Source organism: Lactobacillus hamsteri DSM 5661 = JCM 6256 (assembly GCF_000615445.1).
Classification (GTDB): Bacteria; Bacillota; Bacilli; order Lactobacillales; family Lactobacillaceae; genus Lactobacillus; species Lactobacillus hamsteri.
Window position 1 is genome coordinate 1 of the sequence record NZ_BALY01000017.1, and the last position, 19,750, is coordinate 19,750.

Genomic DNA, 19,750 nt, shown 5'->3' on the forward strand with positions numbered 1-19,750 from the left:
TTGACAAAGAGCCTTTTTTATTTAACTTTTTTACCTGTTGTGGCAAGTCCCACCGCAAAAACGATGATGGTCAAGCCAGCAACTGCTAAGATTCTTTTCATAAAGATCACTACTTTTCATCAACTAAAACGCCAACAGGTTCCATATGAGCCAAAGCATCGTCGCCGTGAGGATGAGCTCCGCCAGTCATAGCCTCAGTTAAATCTTGACCAGCCTTAATGCCGTGGTGTGCGCCATGGGCAAAAAACTTGGTAACATCGTAAACCTTGCCTTTGACTGCAATGTAGGCAGGCTTGCCATCTTCACCGTTGTATTCTGCTAAAGTCTTTAAAGTGAATTCTTTCATGATCTCTTTCCTTCCGTCTTACTTTTCATAAGTTGCTTAAATTATAGCATAATTGCTAATGATTGAACCAATAATACACAATCAGTGCGGTAACAATGACGGACCAGATAAGGGCGTTGATTCGCTCCTTTTTGGTTGGCTTTTCTTTTTTAAAAAAATTATTCATTCGATCTCTTCTCTATATCAGATTTATTTTAATTTTAACAAATGAAAAAAGTTACGGAAATAACCATAACTTTTTAGCTTCTTTATCGAAAGTATTCTTCAGCCACCCCTATCTATTTCGGCGTCTACTCTTAGCACCAATCTTCCGTGTCTTTTTCTTCTTTTTCAAAGCTTTTCTGCTATAACGATGCAAACGTCTTGAATCATTTTCAGGTTTTCTAGTTGGCTTAAGCAACAACTCAGGATCGACAATCTGGGCACCAACTAAGTTAGGAACAGTTTCATCTTCCGCGGAGGCAAGCACAGGCGATGGTTCAATAACTTCAGGCTCCTCTGATTCATCAACCTCAAAAGTTGTTACCAACGCTCTCTTAGGTTCAATATTTTCAGCCGAAACAAATAAGCTAAGCACATTGCCTTTCAGCTCAACATCCCCCAAGTAATAAAATTCTTTACCATCTTTCTTGATCGCTTGGTAAACCGCAATCTTCTCTTCCTTGATCTTAAGAACTTTATCCTTTTTTCTCCGAAGCTTTTCAAAATGATCATCAGCCAAGTAATAAACAAAAGACTTACCATTCACATCCGCTTTAACTCGAGCATCCTTAGCCTCGTCTTTATGTTTCTTAATTCTTTCAAGTTTTGGCATTTGCTTTTGTAGCGGCTTAAGCGTCTTTTTAAGTATTGGCAAATGAGTAATTTCCATCGCAACGACCTCTTTTCTACAACTTTAAAAATTATTCGAAGTCAACCAATTCATCAAGCGGGTATCTTGTTGTAGTAATCTCATCTTCAGCTTCTGGATTATGCTTGCCAATTGCAATTGCCATAACAGGAACATATTGTTTAGGATCTAATCCCATAACTTCTGCGGCCTTACCTGCATCGTAGCCGGCCATCGCGTTTGTTTCATAACCGTGTTCACGTGCAATCAACATAAATTGCATAGCAGCAAGGGATGAATCAACCATGGAATCCGCAACAAGCATTTCTCTTGGGGCCTTTTCATAAAGAGGCATAAAGGTATTCAAAGCCGCATCCATTGCTTCTTTTGTCACTTTTTTGGATTCGTACATGTTATGCCACAATTGGCTATACTTCTTATATGCCAACGTATTTCCAAAGAACAAAACAACTGCGGAACTATTATCGATTTGTGGGAAATTAAACTTCATGAAATATTTATGCAGCTTTTCTCTCCCCTCATCAGTGTCAACAACGATGAACTTCCAAGCTTGAAGATTGCATGCAGAGGGAGCCGTAATAGTTTCTTCAAGCATTTCTTTCATTTCATCGCGACTAATTTTTACTGATGGATCAAACCTACGAACTGAATGTCTTTCTGTCAAAATTTTGTGAAAATCGTTATTAACAATAGCCATAATTTTCTCCTATCATCTAAGTGTTATCGCTTACACATATGATATATTATTTTGAATATAAATGCATGAAAAAAGCCACGAAACTAAATTCGTGACTCTTATATTTATCTATACTTAATAATTACTTTAGTATTATATGGTACATGATCATGAAGCCATTTTGCATCGCTTACTGATAAACGAACGCAGCCATGACTTGCGGGCTTTTTACCCAACTTGTGAGCTTCCTTAGGAATAAAGGTATTTGACCATTCATGCGTTGGCACGGAGTGGAACAAATACAATTGGCCAATCCAGCCCACTGGGTAAAATGCAGATGAAAAACGGTGGGGATGGTATGAATTAGTACGGTAAGTTCCTCTTGGAGTTAAACTCTTGCCATTTACCATCTTTCCTGCAGAACAATACATAGTATAAAGCACCTTATTGCCGCTTCTGACATACACACGATTGCCTAAAATTGAAACGCGTAAATTCAAATTCTTTACTTTGCGCAAATTAGGATACTTAGTCTTAGTTTGACTAGATTTCTTCCAATATGTGCCTGTCATCTTACGCATATCAGCAGGATCCGCATATGGTTGATACTTAGTTTTCTTTAACTTAGTCTTTGCACTAGTTTTAGTTACAGCGGTTTTAGTTGCTGCACTTACTTGCGTTTCCGCGGTCACGGAAAAAGCTGTCGCTAAAGCCACAGATGCTAGGATTGTTTTGAATTTCTTATTCATTTTATCGCTACTTTCAAATAGTATACTCGGTTTTATATTATCTCCATTTAGCCGGATGGTCAATTTTCACAAAATTGCCGTTCATCATATATTGAACAAATTCTACTCGTTCTAAATTGACCTCTCTTATGAAATAAAGTGTCGTTCCATCTTCATCAATATTAAACAGATCTATAATGTTTACATTAAAAATATCGTCGACGCTTTCCATTAATTGATCAATATTCATCTTGTTATGCGCATCAATCAATTTACTAACACAATCCATTACTTGAATATCAAAATCATCCCAAACTTCAGCATTTATAGCTAAAATTTGATCGTCTGGAACATCGACTTTAACGAGTACGATTTTATCGCTAGGATTATAATTCATAAATGGTTCTATATCCTCGTACTTGCGCGTTTCGATCTGCAAAAAACCCGGTTCAAAGATTTGCTTTTTGGCTGGGCTTAATAATCTTTTTAGCATTCGTGAAGACACTAATTGTGCTGAAATAATTGCCCTATCGGCAAAATTTTCTGTATCGTACAATTGTCGAAGAAAGTCATCTTCTCTTAAAACAAACTTCCCTGTAGCTTTTAACTGATGCCAATCTTCCCAGTTTAAATCAACTAATAATTCCATATAAATTCCTTTTATCTTGTTTTATGAAATAATATCAGGAATTAATCGCAGTTACAATAACCTTTCATACAAAATCGTGCTTTTTGTATAAAAAAAGCACCTAGTCACACAAACTAGATGCTTTAATACTTATTTTCTGAAATAGTCTCTAACGTATAGGTTAGCAAATCTCATATTTTTACTGTTAATTACGCTTAACTCGCCTGTAGCTGATTCTCCGAATTGATGAAGCCAATTATGTCTGAAGCTTAAAGACTTTTTACCATGATCAGTTGGAGCTAACCACTTATGCTTATTAGCATATTTTTCAGCGGCCATCATGTTCTTTTCAGTGTAGTGACCCTTCGGCTCATAGAAAGTATAAGTACCAGACAAGGCCTTCTTACCTGCACGACGGGTGAAGGTAATTTGGTGCTTGGTAATTCTAATCTTGCTGTATGCGTGTAAATACTTTGAACTCAAGCCACTTGTCACGGTTTTTCCATTTTTGAAATGCCAGGTTCCGCGCAAAGCCTTTGGCGTTGTATATAATTTAGCGCCATAAGGTGCAGCATAAGCAGCCTTGCCAGTTGAAATTCCTACTCCCAAGGCAATGAACAATGCAAAAATAATTGCTAATACTTTTTTCTTCATTTGTGACTCCTCCTAAAAACTATTTTTAAGTTATCACAACTTGAAAAAATTGACTGCAATTCTTCTTTTTTGCACGTTAAAATTTTTATTTTAATCTTCATCCGGCAATTCAAAATACTTTAAATCGCCAAATTTAACATTCTTATACTGGTTAGCAAGGGCTGGCGTTTTCCAATAAACCTCATCAATTAAGGCGCCTGCGCCTGCACCCTCAACTAAAACAGTCTGTCCCTTTTCTGTATGCAAACCATAATATTCTCCATCGCCAGCATCTTGCATCCATGAACGAACATTCATAAAATCAATGCCATTAATACGTTTATTAGGAACTTGTACCATTCCCCAGTTTTTAGTCGCATTTTGATATGATTTTGGCATTTTGTAATAAGAATTATCTTCAACGAAACTCTCATCAATTGTATGCAATTCTAAAGGTTGCTTAAATTCTGTACCACTTATTTTATTTTTGTTCATTACTAAAGTGATAATCTTCTTATGGTATTTTGAATAAGTATACCAAGTTCCTTGCATCCCTGACGGAACATTAAACAATCCCTTATCCCCTTGGATATTGGACTTCTTTCCTGAAGCTGACGCCGAAGAATTCGACGAATCATCCCCATCAAAGCTTGCGCGGTCATCGTTAACCTTCGCATTTTTAGCCAAATTATTTACCAAAGCATCAGAATTACGTTTATTCAAATAATCAACCATCTGTTTCATCGAAACAGATTCGATTTCCTTACCATTTGAAAACAAATAATAAATATTATCATTGCCATCTTGCTTCAAAGTATAGCCAGCATTAGCAGCAACCATATAAGCCACGCCACTACCGTCTTTCATATAAGAATAATCATCCTGATTTCTCAAGCTAACTTGCAAGCCGTCAGCTTGTCCCTTGCTCAAAGCCTTATTCCAGCCACCTGCATAACGATTGCCGGCATATGCGGTAATCACGGCAACTGTTTTTTGTGGGCTTAAATCATTTGCAGACAAATGTCCCATTTTGCTCGGTCTCTTTTTCACTTTAGTGACCTTAAGCTGATCATTGCCCTTAGTACTTTTTTCTTTCTTTTGGCTGCATCCCGCAAGAGCCAAACCTGCCAACAAAATTATTGAAACCTTCCCTATTTTTCTCATATTTTCTCCCTATTACTCTGCATTCTTAACCATTTAATTATAGAATACTTTTACTTTTTAACGAAAAATAATTACAAATTCGTCATAAAATCTTCTTATTTAGCGACTAATCTTATAATCATAGCAATTAAGAAAGCAAGGTGATCAAATAAAAAATTTCAAACTTCCTTATTATTTAAATTTTTCTCATTCTCATTTTTATATTTCCCGTTATGGAACAAAAAGGCCTGCTACTAAAAATCTTTAGTAACAGGTCTTTAATCTTTACTAATTATTCATATTCTTCGTGCCACTGTTTAATCTGTTCAAGTCGCTTCTTAAAGCGGATTTCGTGACCTTGCTCAGTTGGATAATAATATTCATGACCAACCAAATTATCCGGCATGGTTTGCATATCAGTAATTTTATCCTTGCTATCATGAGCATACTGATAACCTTTACCATATCCTTCTTCTTTCATCAATTTGGTTACACCATTGCGAATCTGCATCGGTACCGACTGATTTAGCGTATTTTTCACATCCTCGACAACATTCCGCGCAGCCATATATACTGCGTTCGACTTCGGAGCCAAGGAAAGATGAAGATTCTTGTTTCATTTTTTTCTTTCCAAACAAAAAGAAGATAAACGAAAAGCAGATTGCTTATCCTTTATCTTCATTACCATATGTATTCTTCACCATACATAAGCCTTAACTGATCAGCACAGCAGAGTCATCACTTCTGCCTGCTTTAACGATCAGCCCATCATCTTTTCCACCTTAATGTAGTATTTAAGCGCCCTACATCAGGGCATCTTTATTATAATAGAAAATCGCGAAACAGTAAATTAATTATCTATTTTTTAATTTACTCCGCTAATCTCTGTTGCGTTTTTCTTTACTGCTTTAGGAACAGTCACGTCGATATTATCATTCAAAGCTGTATAATTGCTTACTTTTGCAATGTTATTGGCATTTACAATTTCATATGTTGAAACAACCTTATTGATTGCATAATTCTTTTTATCAACAAAATATTGAATATGAGCCTTACGGACCGTACCATAAACCTGCTTCATAGATAGGCCAATTCGGCGGTCATTGCAGATATAGTCCTTAATCTTCTTTTGATTTGGCTTATCACAATTATAGGTCAAAATATAATTATTTTTATTTTGGCTGATCTTCCACTTTAAAGCCTTAACATCTGCGTGTTCAAAGCTCTTGCCCATTTGTTTAAGCAATTTCGTGAACTTCTTTTTATTCATCGCATGACTAGGGCTCGGATTAGGATTGGTCGTCTTCACAATACTGTCATTTTGCTTCATATAGCTTTCAGTATTGTTGATATTCCAAACTTCTAAGACAGAATCTTCAATATCACGGCTATAAATATAGTAAGCGTAAGGCTTTAAAGTAAAGCGCATCTCAAGTTTTTCAGAATTATGATTGTCTTTATTTTTAGAAATAATATGAAAATCTTTATAATCCTTGAACTGTTCCGCTTTTTTACTGATTTGACTGTATGTAGGCAGCTTTTCTGGTGCCTTTTTTGTTTTTGATTCCTTATTATTGCCACAGGCTGTTAAACTGATTGCCAAAGTTAACATCGCCAACATGCCTGCAAAAAGTTTCATTTTCTTCATTATTTACTCCAATGTCATGAAAATGTGTACTTTTCTATTCTAGCAAAATTGAAAGAAAAAAGCGTTAGAACATGCAAATTCGTTCTAATGCTTTTTATATTTTTTCAAAATTTAAAATAAAGTATCCCAAGGTTCAACTTTGATAGGCTTAGTAGCCAACACGTCAAGAACTTCCTTAGGCAAGTATTTCTTATTGGCAACAACTTGGTAACAATACTTTTCAAACCAAGATTGAGTCATACACATATATCCGCCTTCGCCGATACCATCGCCCCAAGAGTTTTCAACCTTCCAGCGATTTGGCTTGCCATTGACTAAGTTAACGCCAGTGATCGCCATACAGTGGGTTGCGCTGTTTTGCTTAGTGATAAGGCCATCTTTTTTATTCATCTTATAATCGATGCCGATCAATTCTTCTTGGTGGTAAAGCTTGTCATCAAGCCAGCCGGCCTTGCGTGCATCAGAATCAGTGCCAACATCACAGCCGAACCAAACAATATGACCATCTTTCAATTGATCAATAATTGCCTGTTGAAGATATTTGAAATCGACATTAACATATTCAGTTTGGTAGCCACCAGCAACGTTGTCTTGCATTTCATTCCAATAAACATGATTGTATTCATGATCAGGATAATCAACCAATTCAACGAAGTCATCAAGATTTACGCCAATGAATTTATCAAGCAATTCTTTTGGCGTTACATCTAATTCCTGATGGAAATTGCCTTTATCATCCTTGTATTCCAAATCGAATTTCTTAGGTGGTTCACCGAATGCCAAAACGCATAGACGATAAATTTCGCTAAGCATTTCTTGACGGCGATTTTCCACTTCTTCAGCTGACTTGCCATCTTTAATCATTTGACGAAGTTCAATAGCATCTTTTCTTTGCAAACTAGCATTAATTGTGTCGAACTCAGAAGTATTTTTCGTATTAAAAGTATCTGGCATGACATAGCTTGGCACGACACCGTATTTTTCAATAACGGCTGCGGCATTATCCCATTCACCGCCATCATCCATAGCGTAGCTAAGGTATGCTTGAACATGTTGTTCGCCTAATTCTTCGGCAGCGCTGCGCACGATTCTTTGCAAGAAAAGATTGGCTCTGCCTAAACGATCCCAGAAGAAACTGTAATTTTGGGAAAGTTCGAAATCTTTGACATTATACTTTTTAGCAAATTCTTGGCGCAAAGTATTGAGTGCCGCAAACAACCAACAACGACCACTTCTTCTTTGATTAGTTGCCTTGCCAGTTGGTACTTCAATTGAAAAGGTCATATTGTTGCGTGCGCTAGAAGCTGGATCTGCGGAACTGGCCAAGAAGCCGTTTTTCGCAATCGTACGACCTGCGATAGCAGCCATTTTATCTTGTTTTAATTCTTTTGAAAAACGGTCAAGTAAATCTGACGTTATTTCTTTTCCTTGATTTTTCATAGTTATCCCTCATTTTTTAATTTATTTATATTTTACCCTTAATCTGAAAAGAAATCAGTATATTTAACTACTTTTACATTATGTTCTTGCGCATATTTAGAAAAATTATCTGTAACTTCTTTAGTGAAGAAATATAAATAAGATTTTTTAATCTTAGGCAATAAAGTAGCTCTTCTAATCAAAGTATCGACCATTTCATGATTTAATTTATCCGCGTTTCTCCACTTGCATTCACCAACAATTGCTTCAGAATCATTAAAATTAATTGCCGCAATATCAATTTCTTCTTGTTTCCGTAATGCTGGATTATTTCCCCACCAATTTCCAATGGTTTTAGGTTCAAATGGTAAATCATCATTTTGCCACAGCCAGTCTTTGCTAGCTTGTTCAAAAACAGGACCTAAAAAGCGAGGTAATTCCTCCATAATATTGGCAAGCAATCCCTTCGTTTTTTCAAGCGCAATCTGGTCTTGATATTCAGCGATAAATTTAAACCAGAACTTAAACATATTATCTTTGAAAGCATAAATAAATTTGCGCTTATTTTTTTCAAGAATAGGTTGTTTTCTTTCAATAATTTCCAAGTCAATTAAATTATTCAAATATTGACTAATGCTGTTGTTATTAGTCATCCCTATAGCTTGGCTTATTTCTGAATTTTTTGTTTTACCATGCGCTAAAGCGTTTAAGATTGAAAAATATGTTGCTGGCTTTCTTAGTTCTTCTTGCAAAAGAACATTAGGTTCATTCTGTAATGGTGCATTTTGAGTTAAAAATAGTTCTCTGATATTTTCATCAACGCTTAATTTTTGATCAATAAAACTTAAATACTGTGGAATACCATCCGTGATTCCATAATATGCCATCAAATCATCATCGTTTACATCAGGAAGCATTTTTTTAGTATCAAAAAGATTAAACGGACGGATTTTAAACTGCCCCGTCTTTCTTCCATAAAGAGGACTCTTATATCCTAAAACCTGATGTTCCATAAACGACATTGACGAACCGCAAAGAATCAACATAATATTGTTATTTTCTTTGTATAAATTATCAATCTCAAACTGTAAAATTGAACTTATTGATCGTTCAGATTCCGCAAAATATGGAAATTCATCCATTACAAAAATCAGCTTTTCATTTTGATTGTCAGCAATGTCTTGAATTTCTTCGAAAGCCTCTTGATAATCATTAAAAGTTCTATTTCTATTATTACGATCTGGATTTTCAAAATTCAGAATTGCGTTCGATAAAAAGCGTAAATTTGTTTCTGAAGTTGCCTCAACTCCCTGAACATAGATAGCTGGTTTATTTTCAATAAATTGCTTAATTAAAGAAGTTTTCCCAACACGTCTGCGTCCATATACAACAGCCATTTCAAATTTGGGACTGTCATACATTTTATTTAAATTTTTTAATTCAATCTCACGTCCAACGAATTCGTTCATTTTTTACCTTTCGTAATTACAATTACAGTAATTTAAATTACAGTAATTACGATTACTGTAATTATAATTATCGTAATATATAGGAATCAAATTTGCAAAAAAATCATCTTCTATAATCTAAAATTATCTCCTTCGATTAGATATAAGTCTTAGATTTATTTTTCATTCGCAAATACAATATTAATATATAAAGGAGTGATTTCTATGAATAAACCATACATTATCGTACACATGATGTCATCCATTGACGGTCGCATTGACTGCGATATGACTGCTCAACTTCGTGGCAATAAAGAATATTACGATACTTTAAGTGCAATTAATTGTCCAAGCAACTTAAGCGGCCGCGTTACTGCCGAAACTGAATTGACGAGCGGCGGAAAATTCGAAGCAAACAATCCTAAAACAATTGGAAAAGAAGCTTTTTCAAAAAATAATGAAGCTACGGGCTACAACATCGTTGTTGATACGAAAGGCACCCTTCTTTGGGGCGACGACGCAAATGCCAACCAGCCACATTTAATCATCACTAGTGAACAAGCCAGCAAAGAATATCTCGATTATTTAACCAAGCGTCATATTTCTTGGATTGCAGTAGGTGAAAAGCACATTGATTTGAAACGTGCAATGGAAATATTAGCTGATGAATTCGATGTTGAACGTTTAAGCATTGTCGGTGGCGGACATATCAACGGCGGGATGCTTGAAGCAGGTTTAGTTGATGAAATCAGCTTGGTGATTGGACCAGGAGTTGACGGCCGTGGTGGCGAAACTGCTGTTTTTGACGGTATGAACAAGAACAGCAAACCAATTTCGCTTAAAGTAAAAGACGTCAAAACCTACGATGACGGTGCAATTTGGCTTCGCTATTTAATTGAAAAGTAAAATATTAAATCAAAAAACGGAAAATCATTTTGTGATTTCCCGTCTTTTTTATTTCTAATTAAAATGTAGCACGCTAGGATCAAATGATTCTGTATCCTTCACTCCTGTATAAAGCATTAATTGCGATAATTCTTCATTCATCTTCTGAAGTTTATCCTCAACGCCCTTTTCACCATCATCAAGCAATTCTGGCAAAATCCCACGTCCAATTAAAACCGCGTCGGCGCCTAATGCCAAAGCTTTATACGCATCATAGCCCGACATAAGCGAACCATCAACAAAAATTGTCATGTTTGTGCCCTGTAATGCTTTTTCAATATCAGGCAAAACCTTCAAAGGTGGCAGGCCAAATGGAATTCTGCCGTGGTGATGAGAGACAACAATCGCCTTGCATCCGGCCTTCCAAGCTTCAATGCATCCCTAACCGACAAAACGCCTTTAGCAACAAATGGCAACTTAGTGGAATTTACGTATCTACGCAAATCTTCCTCAGTAATTGGACCAAGCGGGATCCCGTCAACAACGTCATAATCACCATTCGTGCCAGCAACGTGGTCAATATCAATGCCCACAGCTACCGCACCATGATCTTCCGCAAATTTAATTTCATCCAAAATCTTTTGATGATCGGCAAAGGGCTTAATGATTCGTACTGTTTCCGCACCTTCGGCAACAATTTCCGCGTATTCTTCATCGGTTTCCATACCGATCCAATTTAACACACGCATCTTTTTAGCCGCAGCGGCTTTTTCTTGCATTGGCTTTCTGCTTTTATCATCTAAAACTTTATTCAAATGAGAAAGAGCTGCTAAAGTCAATGGTGAAGCATATTTCTTGCCGAAAATCTCAGTAGTCAAATCTGGCTTAACCGCGTCAATCACGCGCATTTCTACCAAAATATTATCTAAATATGCGCGATTATGGACATTCGCATCATCAGCTTTACCACTCGTCACAGGAATCATTCCCTTAGGACCTGGCCATGGACTACTTGGATCTTTTTCTTGCTTCAATTCTTTCATAAAAGACGCACCAGTAACGGCATCTTCTTTGTGTTCACTCATGTTATCCCTTCTTCTATTTATCGTTTTCTTATCTTTTATTTTAACGATAATTTTTCATTTTTCGCTAGAAAAAAGCCCTAAACTGATTGTTTAGGACTTTCTTATTTATCAATAAATCTCTTATTATTTATTTTCACGAATGAATTCTGTCATCTTAATACCAGCTTGACGGCCAAAGACAACAGTTTCCGCGATTGAGTTACCACCAATACGGTTATTGCCGTGAAGTCCGCCAGAAACTTCACCTGCAGCATACAAACCTTTGATGACATTACCATTAGTATCCAAAACCTTAGTTTCTGGTGTAATGTGAATACCACCCATTGTGTAGTGAATTGCTGGATGAATGTGAATAGCAAAGAACGGACCTTTTTCAATACCGCGATCCATACCTGTACTTCTACCGAATTCAGTATCGTCGTCAGCGGCTACTTCTTTATTCCAGTTAGCAACCGTAGCCTTCAAGTTTTCGGCATTAACACCAATATTATTAGCTAAATCTTCCAAGCTATCGCCATGTTCAACTAAACCAATTGAATCGTAGAAATCAACAGCCTTAGCGTGGTCTCTAATACCTTGATCAAGAACAAGGTATGCGCCATCTTCATTCAAATTGGTGATTGCATCAGAAACAATCTTACGAGTATTTAATTCGTTGACAAAACGCTTGCCAGCCTTGTTAACCAAAATTGCACCTTCACCACGAACAGCTTCTCCAATTAAGAAGACACGTGGATTATCAGTTTGAGCAGTTGGGTGAACTTGGATCAAATTCATTTGTACAAGTTGACCGTTAATAGCTTCCGCAAGCTTTAAACCATCACCTGTTGCGCCAGGTTGGTTGGTAGTTTTGTAATCCTTTAAATCTGGACGATATTTGGCAATGATATCTTTAGATGCACCAAATCCACCTGTAGCAAGCAAAACGGCCTTAGCAGTAATCGTCTTCTTGCCATCCTTGGTTTCGACTTCAACACCCGTAACTTGCTTGTTATTGTCTTGAATTAACTTAACAGCTTTAACTTCATTGAAAACGGGAATTTCTTCTTTTTCGGCAACCTTTAATAAATTAGTTTCCAAAAATGCACCAATCGGAGCTAAGCTTGCTGGACGGTGGCAACGCTTGCGACTCATCCCGCCAGTGATAGTCAAATCATTAACAACAATGTCATGATCCTTAAGCCAACTAATCGCACTTGCTGAATGATCAACAAAGAACTTAAGCATGGCAGGATCGTTCATAAGGCCGCCACCCTTCATAGTTTCTTTGTAAAAATCAGCATTGTGGTCAATGATTCCGTGTTCATATTGAACGTTTGATTCTGAAGCATTCATCCCAGATGAAGCTTTATTGGTGTTACCACCTAATTTTTCATTCTTTTCAAGAACCACAACATTCAAGCCAAGTTCATGAGCCTGAATAGCAGCACTCATTCCTGTTCCGCCAGAACCAATAATTACCGCATCATAACTAGGAGCTAATTCAGATGCATCTTTGGTTTTAAAGATAAATTTAGCCATTATTTTCCTATTCCTTCTTACTCTTATCGACGTTGGTCATTTGCATGTAATCCATCCACTCGTCGTATTGCTCTTCAGTAACCTTGCCACTCTTAAGTGCAGCTTCACGCAAAGTCGTTCCTTCTCTTTGAGCAGCTTGCGCAATCTTAGCAGCAGCATGATAACCAATATGTGGTGAAAGCGCGGTAACAGTCATCAAACTGTTATCAAGCAAGTCATCCATTCTTTCTTCATTGACGGTTAAACCATGAATCATTCTATCAGCAAAGCCCATGATTGTTCCAGTCAAAATTTCACATGAATCAAGGAAACTAGAAATCATAACTGTCTTGAAGACATTCATTTCAAAGTTACCTTGTGAAGCAGCAAAAGTAATAGTTGTATCATTACCAAATACCTTTGCGACAGCCATAGTTACAGCTTCAGCTTGAGTTGGGTTAACCTTTCCTGGCATGATTGATGAGCCCGGTTCGTTTGCTGGAATATTTAATTCACCATAGCCTGCACGTGGGCCGGAAGCCAAAAGACGAATATCTTGAGCAATCTTAAACATATCAGCGGCTAAAGTCTTAAGCGCGCCGTGAACAACGTCAAGACCAGAGTGATGTGCCAAGCCCCAGAATTTATTAGTGTCAACTTCAAATTTATGACCGTAAACTTCGGATAACTTACCAGCAATCTTTTCAGTCATTCCTGGAGCTGCGTTAAGTCCTGTACCTACAGCAGTTCCGCCGATTGCTAATTCATATAAAGTAGGTTTTAATTCTTGGATATATTTTAAATCATGCTTAAGAGCTGCCATGTAGCCAGAAATTTCTTGACCAAAAGTCAATGGGGTAGCATCTTGCAAGTGTGTACGACCAACTTTGACAGTCTTCCAGTACTTATCTTCCTTAACCTTTAATTCGTCGATCAAGTGTTGGATCGCAGGTTCAAGCTTGTCCAAAGCTTCAATAGCAACAATATTCATAACTGTTGGGTAAGTATCGTTTGATGATTGACCACGGTTAACATCATCATTTGGCAAAATATCAAGGTCAGGATGATTTTTGTTAGCTAAATTAGCAACAACTTCATTTACGTTCATGTTGCTTTGTGTACCTGAACCAGTTTGCAATACGTGAAGTGGGAAATCTTTGCGCAAATCATCATCGCTTAAGGCAAGCAATTGATCAATAGCTTCTTCGATTGCTTCACCTTTTTCCTTAGGTTCATCGCCAACTTCAACATTTGATTCGGCAGCAGCCTTCTTTAAATGAAGAAAAGCACGAACAATTGCTAATGGCATTAATTCACCGCTTGGGAAATTGTTGCGGCTTCGTTCAGTTTGTGGACCCCACAATGCATCTTTAGGGATTTTTACAGGACCGATAGTGTCACTTTCAATACGATAATTTTCTTCAGCCATAATTAGTCTCCTAATCAAATTTTTAATTTTATAAATATCAACTAAATCTTTTTAAAATTTAAATAACCTTACACTCTAAACTATATCACGTAAGCGTTTTCTGACAAATAATAATTATAATTTTTAATTTATTATTTTAGTTTACAGAAGATAATTTTCGATTTTCTCTTTTAAATTTAATTTTATGTTCGCTTGCTTATTCGAACGTTTGTTTATATACTATTCTTCGAAAATACGTTCGGAGGACTAATATGAGCTTTTTTAATTTCATCACAAATATTCTTAACAAGACCCAAACACACAATCATCAAGATATCGATGCGCTATTAACTTTTCCCTATCTTCAAAAGAAAGCTATTAGAAAAAACATAATTGATGAGCAATGCAATATTGAACGAAAATATGCAATAAAGCATTACATGAACAAATATAGGCATGATAATTCACGACATGAAGCCCTAGCTCCTTTTTATGAAAATAATAAGTTGGTTAATTGGATTGGGATTGTTTCGGATATTATTATCGATAATAAGGAAAATCCCCGTATTCTGATTGACAAATTAACTTTAGATAATCCTAAAAAGCCGCAATTGCTTGATTATCATCTTTGGATTCGCACTAATAAAATTAAATATATTCAGAATGATAGCAATACTCAAACTATTGCAATTGGGGATGCTATTCGTGGCATTAGTTCCGTCGATACATATTTAGGAAATCAAAATGAAGTTAAATATGGTTTTAACGCTACAGTAATTCGCGGTGCCGGAATTTTAATTGGTAATAAAAGGACAAATGCTATACAAACAAATTTAAATGCAAAAATAAAGACAAATTATGATCGAAAAAATGATTGGATTCTAAAATGCACCAACTCTTGCGAAGCAATAGCTAAATACTCAAAAAGCAATGCTAATGAAATATTGTCTCAGCCCTCTCAAGTTTCTATTTCCTTTCAAAAAAGCAACTATTCTCATTACTATAGTCACCTTTCTAAAGAGGACGAAGTTACTTCTACGAAAAAAGAAAATCAAACTGTTATTAGCAATGGCAAATATATCGGAACTGTTAATGCAATAACCTATATTTCGCGTAAAAATAATAATCTTACTCCGATTATTCGTTTATCTAATATTACCAATGAAAATGGACAAAATATCATTACCAAATCATATTTTAAATATGAAGGGAAAATTCTAGAATTAGGTCAATTAGTCAAAAGTGACAAAATTATATTTTCTACTAAAACAAAATTATCCAACAAAGTAACCGATTTAGGAACTATTGAAGATTGTACTTTGAAAAATAAGCAAAATGGCGGACTGCCTATTCCATCTACTAAAGAAGAATTGCTAGGATACATAATGGCTGAAAAAGACGATACTAAACCTAATCATCTTTATTATCGGCAAAAATATCAGGATTGGCTTATCAGCAACAAATTGGAGGCCAGCAATAATTTAATTAGCAAAGATGGGATCCAACAAATTTTACAAATTAAAAAAAGCGTCCTGAATCAACGTATGCAAAAATCATTCATTATTCCTAAACAACGTAAAAACAATAAAGACTTTTATGATTTTTCCGTTATTCAAAAAATTGCAGAAGAAAAAGAACCTATTGCAGAAGCAACAGATTCTCTTAAAACGTTAACAGGGCAAAATTTAAATACAATCACAACATATGATGGAATCTACTATACTCGTAATTTTGCTAATCTCGATTCATACCTAATAAGAAATGAAATTGAGCGTCTTTCACGAGTATGCGCTAATTTATATATTAAGGCCAAAGATGAAAATGGTAATGAAAAATATGTATTAGTAAAAACAATTACGCAGGCTAAAAGCTACAATGATGAAAAAATGCTGATGATTGATAATTAGTTTTTTGCTGAAATATTTAATTTAATGTATTTCTTTTAGTTTTCAAATAGTAAAATACCAATCCAATGCCTAATCCAACTAAAGCTGGCAATAGCCAGGATAATCCCATATTTGCTAGTGGTAATTTATCTCTTAATGAAGCAACGGCTAAACCAAATTGACTTTGACTAACTACGTTTGGAAAAGCAACGATCATATCACCAAAAGCTGGTACAACGGTAAATAAAATCATAAAGAAATAAACTGTACCATCCTTTTTAAATAATGGTGAAAAAACAGATAAAACAATTAAAGTCATCGACAAAGGATACAAAAACATAAGCATTGGCGTCGACCAAGCAATAATTTCATCTAATCCAATATTGGCGGTGATAAACGATGCTAAACAACTTAGAAAAAGCCAAGTATGATAGCTTACTTTTGGAAAATGTTTATGAAAATCTTGAGCAAATGCGGCAACCAAACCAACAGCCGTTGTTAAGCAAGTAATTGTTAACAAACAAGCAAGTAATGCTTGACCAAAAATGCCTCCATATTCGTTAACAATTTGATTAAAAGCAACACCACCATTGTCGGAAACTTTAAAATGACCTAAAGACATGGCTCCCATTAAAATTAATAATAAATAGATCAAACCAATAGCCGCGACAGCTAAAATTCCAGATTTTCCAACTACTTTAGACACGCTTTTTTCATCTTTTTGTCCCATTGATTTAACCGCCGTGACAACAGTAACACCAAAGGCCAAACCGGCTAAGGCATCCATAGTGTTATAGCCTTCCAAAAAGCCATTAACTAAAGCAGAATGTTTATAAGCAGCTGTAATAGGTGCAGTTTGCGGATTTCCTAAAGGATTTAAAAAAGCTACTACGAAGACTAAAAACAATAAAGCTAAAAATAATGGGTTTAATACTTTGCCGACATTAGATAAAATATTGTTTTCATGATATGAAAAAGCAAAAGCTGCTCCGAAGAATACTGCAGAAAAAATTAATAATGAGACAGTTTGCATATTTTGGGGAACAAATGGAGCAACTCCAACTGTAAATGAAACCGTGGCAGTTCTCGGTGTTCCAAACAATGGTCCAATAGTTGCGTGAATCAAAACCATAAACACAATTGCAAATCCTGCCCCTAAAGGCTTACCAATATCATAAACACCTTCCGAGCGTGTAATAGCAACAGCTAAGACTGATAATAAGGGTAATAAAACACCTGTGATCAGAAATCCAATTGCTGCACTTCCCCAATTTGCACCAGCTAGTTGGCCTAAATGAAGTGGAAAAATTAAATTCCCTGCTCCAAAAAATAAACCAAATAATAGGGATGCAACAACTAAATATTGCTTCCATGTCAATTTTTGAGATGTTAAATCATTCATGATATTCTCCTCCTGAAATTATCTGATCACAAAAAAAGTCCCTCAACCAAAATTGCTTTGATTGAGGGACGTCGTAACGTGGTACCACCCTTTATTTCATATCGTTATTGCTAACAATACCTTATACGTACGGCCAAAATGGCGATACGCCGACACTATAATGGGTGTTCCCACTGTTTCTTACTCTAAAAATTAAGAAACAGAACTCGAAAGTGATTTTCATTTAATCTTAAATTTATCTCCTTGCACCTAACGAGACTCGCTGTAAATATCGATTAAACTACTCTTCTTTCTCTTTGTTTTCAGATCTATTAAATTATTGATTATTATTTTAATCTTATTATAATTTATGTCAATAGCTTTTTAATATTTTTCAAAACAAAAACGAGAGCTACGTACTTCGTAACTCTCGCCTTTTCATCCAGAACACAGATCAAGTGCTTGTACGCATTAGACCTCTGCTTGATCGGTGTCTCGATGTGTGGTTTTGTAATTTCGTGAATTTGAATATGGATCTTCAATTTCTTGATTATTAACCACCGGAACACCTCATTTCTATAAACTAGATATATTTCTAGGTAAGCGCTTACCTTACATTTATAATATACCATCTATTCAGTTTTTTTGCATTAAAAAAGCTCAATTTATACAAAAAAGAGCAAAATTTATTGCTCTTTTTCTCATAGTTATTAACCAATATTATCCCAAGGCTTAAGGTCAATGGCTGGACCTTCCGCAATCTCGACTTGCTCCTTAGTCAAATATTTTTTATTTACAACTACATCGTAGACATAGTCTTCAAACCATTGCGGACTCATAATATAAAAACCTTTATTGCCATATTTATCGCCCCAGGAATTTTCAACTTTCCATTTGCGGATCTGTCCTTTATCTTCATCAACACCAACTAGAGTCATATCATGAGTGGCATATCCTTCGCCAGTAGCAAGACGATCTGCCTTGCTCATTTGCGTATCAACGCTAAACAAATCGTCGGTCTTGTAAAGTTCACTATCAAGATAACCAGTTTTGCGTTCCATTTGCTTCAAAACATCATTGCCAAAAATAACGGCTTGACCATCCTTAAGTTGTGCCATCGCAGCTTGTTCCAAATATTCAATAGGCACATTCAACATAGTGATAGGATCGCCACCAGCAACATTATCATACAAAGCTTGGTGATATAACTTATTGTATTCAAAATTAGGACTGTTTGACAAAACAACATAATCATCAAATTTAAAGTCGCCAAGATATTTTTCCGCAAATTGATGTGGAGTCAAATCCTTTTCTAAATGATATTTTTTATCATCATCACGATATTCCAAGTCAAATTTCTTTGGTGGTTCGCCTAAAGCCACAGCAGCAATACGATAAACTTCATTTAAGAATTGTTTCTTAGTTTTTTCAAGTTCATCAGTTTTTCCTGCATTAGCTAGCCTACGCAATACTAAGGCATCTTTTCTTTCCTTACGAGCCAAAGAATCGATTAAGCCAGTCGTATTGTTGGAGTTGAAACTTTCAGGCATTGCATATGAAGGAACAACACCATATTTTCTAACCAAATTGATCGCCATTCCCCAAAGACCGCCATCTTGACCAGCAAATTCAAGCCAAGATTGGACCTCACGATCATCAAGTGGCTTATCAGCTAGACGGATCATTGCATCATAAAAAGCATTGGCACGCTCAATCTTATCCCAGAAAAAGTTGTAAGCTTGAGAGAAAGTAAAATCCTTCACCTTGTACTTCTTGCCAAAATAATGGCGTAAAACGTTTAAACTTGAAAATTCCCAGCAACGACCGGAATGCTTTTGGTCAGTTACGCCACCAATATCAAGTTCAGTTGAGAAAACTTGATTCAATCTTTCCGAAACATGATCATTAAATGATGCTTCAAGAAGACCGCTACGACGTGCGGCACGAGAAGCAACTTGATTTTTATCATTTTTATTGAAATCGGCAGAAAATTCTGCGATTTCTTGCTCTGATAATATACTCATATTAAAACCTCTATTTATCATTTTAATTTTTTGTTAATTTAAATAATACCGTAACTTGGCTA

At 35.8% G+C, this 19,750-nt stretch carries 16 protein-coding genes, 2 pseudogenes and 1 other annotated feature; of the genes and pseudogenes, 2 read left to right on the forward strand and 16 right to left on the reverse strand.

Translation table 11 applies throughout. The features are described 5' to 3' along the window. Positions 1-109 precede the first annotated feature (109 nt). The 11 genes and pseudogenes from JCM6256_RS05390 to JCM6256_RS05440 all read right to left on the reverse strand — a co-directional run bounded on the left by JCM6256_RS05390 (position 110) and on the right by JCM6256_RS05440 (position 9,540). The gene (locus JCM6256_RS05390) at positions 110-346 is read right to left on the reverse strand and encodes a cytochrome b5 domain-containing protein (protein WP_025080743.1); all 237 of its coding nucleotides are present in this window, start codon (positions 344-346) and stop codon (positions 110-112) included. Between the two features lie 274 nt (positions 347-620). Further along, a complete protein-coding gene (locus JCM6256_RS05395) occupies positions 621-1,217 on the reverse strand; it encodes a hypothetical protein (RefSeq protein WP_025080744.1) in 597 nt (198 codons plus the stop codon). 31 nt (positions 1,218-1,248) lie between these two features. After that, positions 1,249-1,893, reverse strand: a complete 645-nt coding sequence (locus JCM6256_RS05400; RefSeq protein WP_025080745.1) for a nitroreductase family protein — start codon at positions 1,891-1,893, stop codon at positions 1,249-1,251. A 104-nt stretch (positions 1,894-1,997) separates the two neighbouring features. Continuing rightward, the gene (locus JCM6256_RS05405; protein WP_035438353.1) at positions 1,998-2,621 is read right to left on the reverse strand and encodes a L,D-transpeptidase; all 624 of its coding nucleotides are present in this window, start codon (positions 2,619-2,621) and stop codon (positions 1,998-2,000) included. 37 nt (positions 2,622-2,658) lie between these two features. Then, entirely contained in the window at positions 2,659-3,249 is a 591-nt protein-coding gene (locus JCM6256_RS05410) for a hypothetical protein (RefSeq protein WP_025080747.1), read from the reverse strand. Between the two features lie 129 nt (positions 3,250-3,378). Then, positions 3,379-3,882, reverse strand: a complete 504-nt coding sequence (locus JCM6256_RS05415; protein ID WP_025080748.1) for a hypothetical protein — start codon at positions 3,880-3,882, stop codon at positions 3,379-3,381. 90 nt (positions 3,883-3,972) lie between these two features. Then, the gene (locus tag JCM6256_RS05420; protein WP_025080749.1) at positions 3,973-5,025 is read right to left on the reverse strand and encodes a hypothetical protein; all 1,053 of its coding nucleotides are present in this window, start codon (positions 5,023-5,025) and stop codon (positions 3,973-3,975) included. A 271-nt stretch (positions 5,026-5,296) separates the two neighbouring features. Then, positions 5,297-5,611, reverse strand: a pseudogene (locus JCM6256_RS05425) (AAA family ATPase); the annotation flags it as partial. A gap of 258 nt (positions 5,612-5,869) precedes the next feature. Then, the gene (locus tag JCM6256_RS05430; protein ID WP_025080751.1) at positions 5,870-6,652 is read right to left on the reverse strand and encodes a hypothetical protein; all 783 of its coding nucleotides are present in this window, start codon (positions 6,650-6,652) and stop codon (positions 5,870-5,872) included. A gap of 111 nt (positions 6,653-6,763) precedes the next feature. Next, positions 6,764-8,092: a C1 family peptidase gene (locus tag JCM6256_RS05435; RefSeq protein ID WP_025080752.1), complete on the reverse strand. Its 1,329-nt coding sequence runs from the start codon at positions 8,090-8,092 to the stop codon at positions 6,764-6,766. A gap of 38 nt (positions 8,093-8,130) precedes the next feature. Continuing rightward, positions 8,131-9,540: an ATP-binding protein gene (locus JCM6256_RS05440; RefSeq protein ID WP_025080753.1), complete on the reverse strand. Its 1,410-nt coding sequence runs from the start codon at positions 9,538-9,540 to the stop codon at positions 8,131-8,133. A gap of 204 nt (positions 9,541-9,744) precedes the next feature. Between JCM6256_RS05440 and JCM6256_RS05445 the strand changes: the two genes are divergently transcribed. After that, on the forward strand, positions 9,745-10,425 hold the full coding sequence (locus JCM6256_RS05445) for a dihydrofolate reductase family protein (protein WP_025080754.1): 681 nt from the start codon (positions 9,745-9,747) through the stop codon (positions 10,423-10,425). Between the two features lie 54 nt (positions 10,426-10,479). Here JCM6256_RS05445 and JCM6256_RS09875 read toward each other — a convergent pair. The 3 genes and pseudogenes from JCM6256_RS09875 to JCM6256_RS05460 all read right to left on the reverse strand — a co-directional run bounded on the left by JCM6256_RS09875 (position 10,480) and on the right by JCM6256_RS05460 (position 14,418). Further along, a pseudogene (locus JCM6256_RS09875) lies at positions 10,480-11,447 on the reverse strand (alpha-hydroxy-acid oxidizing protein). Between the two features lie 165 nt (positions 11,448-11,612). Next, complete coding sequence (locus JCM6256_RS05455) at positions 11,613-13,010, reverse strand: flavocytochrome c (protein ID WP_025080755.1); 1,398 nt, start codon at positions 13,008-13,010, stop codon at positions 11,613-11,615. A 7-nt stretch (positions 13,011-13,017) separates the two neighbouring features. Next, positions 13,018-14,418 (reverse strand): class II fumarate hydratase, encoded by a 1,401-nt coding sequence (locus JCM6256_RS05460; protein ID WP_025080756.1) that lies wholly within the window; start codon positions 14,416-14,418, stop codon positions 13,018-13,020. A gap of 251 nt (positions 14,419-14,669) precedes the next feature. Between JCM6256_RS05460 and JCM6256_RS05465 the strand changes: the two genes are divergently transcribed. Further along, a complete protein-coding gene (locus tag JCM6256_RS05465) occupies positions 14,670-16,304 on the forward strand; it encodes a hypothetical protein (RefSeq protein ID WP_025080757.1) in 1,635 nt (544 codons plus the stop codon). Positions 16,305-16,320: 16 nt separating this feature from the next. Here JCM6256_RS05465 and brnQ read toward each other — a convergent pair whose 3' ends face one another. Both brnQ and JCM6256_RS05475 read right to left on the reverse strand, forming a co-directional pair. Then, a complete protein-coding gene (gene brnQ / locus JCM6256_RS05470) occupies positions 16,321-17,685 on the reverse strand; it encodes a branched-chain amino acid transport system II carrier protein (RefSeq protein WP_025080758.1) in 1,365 nt (454 codons plus the stop codon). 61 nt (positions 17,686-17,746) lie between these two features. After that, positions 17,747-17,991, reverse strand: a binding site (T-box leader). Between the two features lie 383 nt (positions 17,992-18,374). Further along, a complete protein-coding gene (locus tag JCM6256_RS05475) occupies positions 18,375-19,688 on the reverse strand; it encodes a C1 family peptidase (RefSeq protein ID WP_025080759.1) in 1,314 nt (437 codons plus the stop codon). Positions 19,689-19,750: the final 62 nt, after the last annotated feature.

What these genes read in the sequence shown, in the direction of transcription:
- JCM6256_RS05410 (WP_025080747.1), bottom strand. Translation starts at nt 3,249, where the DNA reads ATGGAATTATTAGTTGATTTAAACTGGGAAGATTGGCATCAGTTAAAA.
- JCM6256_RS05440 (WP_025080753.1), bottom strand. Translation starts at nt 9,540, where the DNA reads ATGAACGAATTCGTTGGACGTGAGATTGAATTAAAAAATTTAAATAAA.
- JCM6256_RS05465 (WP_025080757.1), top strand. Translation starts at nt 14,670, where the DNA reads ATGAGCTTTTTTAATTTCATCACAAATATTCTTAACAAGACCCAAACA.
- JCM6256_RS05455 (WP_025080755.1), bottom strand. Translation starts at nt 13,010, where the DNA reads ATGGCTAAATTTATCTTTAAAACCAAAGATGCATCTGAATTAGCTCCT.
- JCM6256_RS05405 (WP_035438353.1), bottom strand. Translation starts at nt 2,621, where the DNA reads ATGAATAAGAAATTCAAAACAATCCTAGCATCTGTGGCTTTAGCGACA.
- JCM6256_RS05435 (WP_025080752.1), bottom strand. Translation starts at nt 8,092, where the DNA reads ATGAAAAATCAAGGAAAAGAAATAACGTCAGATTTACTTGACCGTTTT.
- JCM6256_RS05390 (WP_025080743.1), bottom strand. Translation starts at nt 346, where the DNA reads ATGAAAGAATTCACTTTAAAGACTTTAGCAGAATACAACGGTGAAGAT.
- JCM6256_RS05445 (WP_025080754.1), top strand. Translation starts at nt 9,745, where the DNA reads ATGAATAAACCATACATTATCGTACACATGATGTCATCCATTGACGGT.
- JCM6256_RS05415 (WP_025080748.1), bottom strand. Translation starts at nt 3,882, where the DNA reads ATGAAGAAAAAAGTATTAGCAATTATTTTTGCATTGTTCATTGCCTTG.
- JCM6256_RS05420 (WP_025080749.1), bottom strand. Translation starts at nt 5,025, where the DNA reads ATGAGAAAAATAGGGAAGGTTTCAATAATTTTGTTGGCAGGTTTGGCT.
- JCM6256_RS05395 (WP_025080744.1), bottom strand. Translation starts at nt 1,217, where the DNA reads ATGGAAATTACTCATTTGCCAATACTTAAAAAGACGCTTAAGCCGCTA.
- brnQ (WP_025080758.1), bottom strand. Translation starts at nt 17,685, where the DNA reads ATGAATGATTTAACATCTCAAAAATTGACATGGAAGCAATATTTAGTT.
- JCM6256_RS05460 (WP_025080756.1), bottom strand. Translation starts at nt 14,418, where the DNA reads ATGGCTGAAGAAAATTATCGTATTGAAAGTGACACTATCGGTCCTGTA.
- JCM6256_RS05430 (WP_025080751.1), bottom strand. Translation starts at nt 6,652, where the DNA reads ATGAAGAAAATGAAACTTTTTGCAGGCATGTTGGCGATGTTAACTTTG.
- JCM6256_RS05400 (WP_025080745.1), bottom strand. Translation starts at nt 1,893, where the DNA reads ATGGCTATTGTTAATAACGATTTTCACAAAATTTTGACAGAAAGACAT.
- JCM6256_RS05475 (WP_025080759.1), bottom strand. Translation starts at nt 19,688, where the DNA reads ATGAGTATATTATCAGAGCAAGAAATCGCAGAATTTTCTGCCGATTTC.